The organism is Vibrio sp. V33_P6A3T137 (assembly GCF_009904835.1).
In the GTDB taxonomy this organism is placed as follows: domain Bacteria; phylum Pseudomonadota; class Gammaproteobacteria; order Enterobacterales; family Vibrionaceae; genus Vibrio; species Vibrio metschnikovii.
In genome coordinates this window covers 1-2,337 of the sequence record NZ_WXWK01000086.1, presented here as the reverse complement: position 1 = coordinate 2,337, position 2,337 = coordinate 1, and the positions used below count along the sequence as shown (strand labels likewise).

The 2,337-nt window shown below is 43.7% G+C and carries 1 protein-coding gene and 2 tRNA genes; 2 read left to right on the top strand and 1 reads right to left on the bottom strand.

What is annotated here, in order from left to right; all coding sequences use genetic code 11:
* The first annotated feature begins 294 nt into the window (after nt 1-294).
* Both CAG60_RS08450 and CAG60_RS08445 read left to right on the top strand, forming a co-directional pair.
* Nucleotides 295-381: transfer RNA gene (locus tag CAG60_RS08450), tRNA-Leu, on the top strand.
* A gap of 26 nt (nt 382-407) precedes the next feature.
* Nucleotides 408-481, top strand: a tRNA-Cys gene (locus tag CAG60_RS08445).
* Nucleotides 482-660: 179 nt separating this feature from the next.
* On the opposite strand, the gene CAG60_RS08440 is transcribed toward CAG60_RS08445, so the two are convergent.
* Entirely contained in the window at nt 661-2,241 is a 1,581-nt protein-coding gene (locus tag CAG60_RS08440; protein WP_161438729.1) for a BCCT family transporter, read from the bottom strand.
* Between the last annotated feature and the right edge of the window lie 96 nt (nt 2,242-2,337).

The window sequence follows — 2,337 nt, the reverse complement described above, 5'->3', positions numbered from 1 at the left end:
TACATTGAGACTGCAATGCTGATGGGGTGAGATGATGTGGTTGGCCCCATCATCATCAAGTAATGCAGAAATCTTACTTTTATTTTAAAGCATCAATCTAGAGAATAAAGCCTACTCGGTGTTTGAACTTTGTTCGGTTCGGTTGTCTATTATACCGCTTGGTTCATTTATTGATCACTTGATTGATAAATCACATTTTTTTATTGACCTTGCTGAGGAATACGGTAAAGTACGCCTCGTTCTCAGGGCAAAGCCCGAAAGAGCAGATGGTGTTGCCATACCGCAATTTGCGTTGCCCTGGTGGTGAAATTGGTAGACACAAGGGATTTAAAATCCCTCGACTTTCGAGTCGTGCCGGTTCAAGTCCGGCCCGGGGCACCATCAGCCAAAATAGAAACTGATACAAAGGCGCGTTGGCAGAGTGGCCATGCAGCGGATTGCAAATCCGTGAACCTCGGTTCGACTCCGGGACGCGCCTCCATATTTTTAAGTAACCAGCCTAGATGCTGGTTTTTTTGTCTCCGTTGTTTCTACTTTTTCATTTATATCGCCGCGATATTAATCTCTCTATATAACTTAATGATATTGAGTGCGGATATTCCAATTAGAAAAAAGCCAGCCTATTAATCGTGGCTGGCTTTTTTATTTTGATCAGATGGATTAAGAGTAAAGCGCTTGCTCGGTTCTTAATCCTTTGATTAAGCTTACACACATCAGTAGCAATACAAAGCTAAAAGGCAGAGCTGTGGCGACGACGCCGGATTGCAGCGCTTGTAGCGCCTCTGAACCCCCAACCCAAAGTAGTACGGCAGCAATTGAACCACCGACCGTTGCCCAGAATATACGTTGTAATACCGGAGCATCCACTTTTCCTCCTGCGGTAATACTATCGATGACCAGAGAACCAGAATCGGCTGAAGTAATGAAAAAGATCAGGATCAGTACGATCGAGATCAGCGATAAGGCGTTACCGAGCGGTAATTGCTCGTAGACATGGAATAATGTTAACGAAATATCGGTTAATCCATGTGTGCCTAGCTCTCCGATTTGGTTAGAGACCTGCTCTAAAGCGATCCCACCAAACACTGACATCCAAACGATGATCAGTAAGGTTGGAATAAATACCACCGCAAGAATAAATTCACGTACCGTCCTGCCTCGTGATACCCGCGCAATAAACATGCCGACAAAAGGTGACCATGATATCCACCAAGCCCAGTAGAAGACCGTCCAACCATGCATCCAGATTTCATCATCACGACCATGAGGATTACTTAGGGGAAGAATGTTTTTTACGTAAGCCATGAAGGTCGCAGGAATCGATTGTAGCGTGGTATTAAAGCTAACACTGATAATAAAAATCAATAAAGCGAGAGCAAAAGCCATATTGATATTACTCAATACTTTAACGCCGCCATTGATACCGCGTACCACTGAGATGATGGCAATCAAGGTCACAAAGACAATCACGGCAAATTGCATCCCGATCCCACCTTGGGTACCAAACACGTAGTTAATACCACTTGTGGCTTGCTGAGCGCCTAAGCCTAATGAAGTCGCTAAACCAAATAAAGTGGCTAATACGGCCATAATATCAATAATATGACCGAGCCAGCCCCATGCACGGTCACCAAAAATAGGATAAAACACGGAACGAATGGAGAGTGGGAGGCCTTTATTAAAAGAGAAAAAACCTAATGCTAAGGCGACAATCGCATAAATCGCCCATCCGTGAATCCCCCAGTGAAATAGCGTTGCACCCATGGCAAGAGATTTTGCTTCTGATGTATAAGCCTCGACATTAAAGGGCGTTCCCCACCAATTGGTATAATAAGCGGTTGGCTCAGCGACACTCCAAAATAATAAACCGATGCCCATGCCTGCAGCAAAAAGCATCGATAGCCACGATATTCTGGAATGATCAGGGGTTGCGTCTCGTCCACCAAGGCGAATTTTACCTAAAGGGGAGATCATTAATCCCATAGCAAACAGAAGGAAGAAATTGGTTATCCACATGAAATAGGCATCAAAATGTTGAATAATGCCATTTTTAAGTGTGTCGAGTGCAGATTTGGCTATCTCCGGACCGACCCAGATGATGGAGATAAGAAACAGTAGAATGAATCCGGCACTAATACCGAAGACAGGATTATGAACATCAAATCCCCATTTTTGTACATTGTCTCTACCGACATGGTAATCGGTCGTTTCAATGCTGTATTTGTTAAAAGCGTTTTGCATACGATGACTCAACAAGTGCTTCGCATTCGTCACTCGTCTACGTGTAGACAAGTGATGAATACGTCAAAAGGTAAATAAATGATTAGAGTACAAATC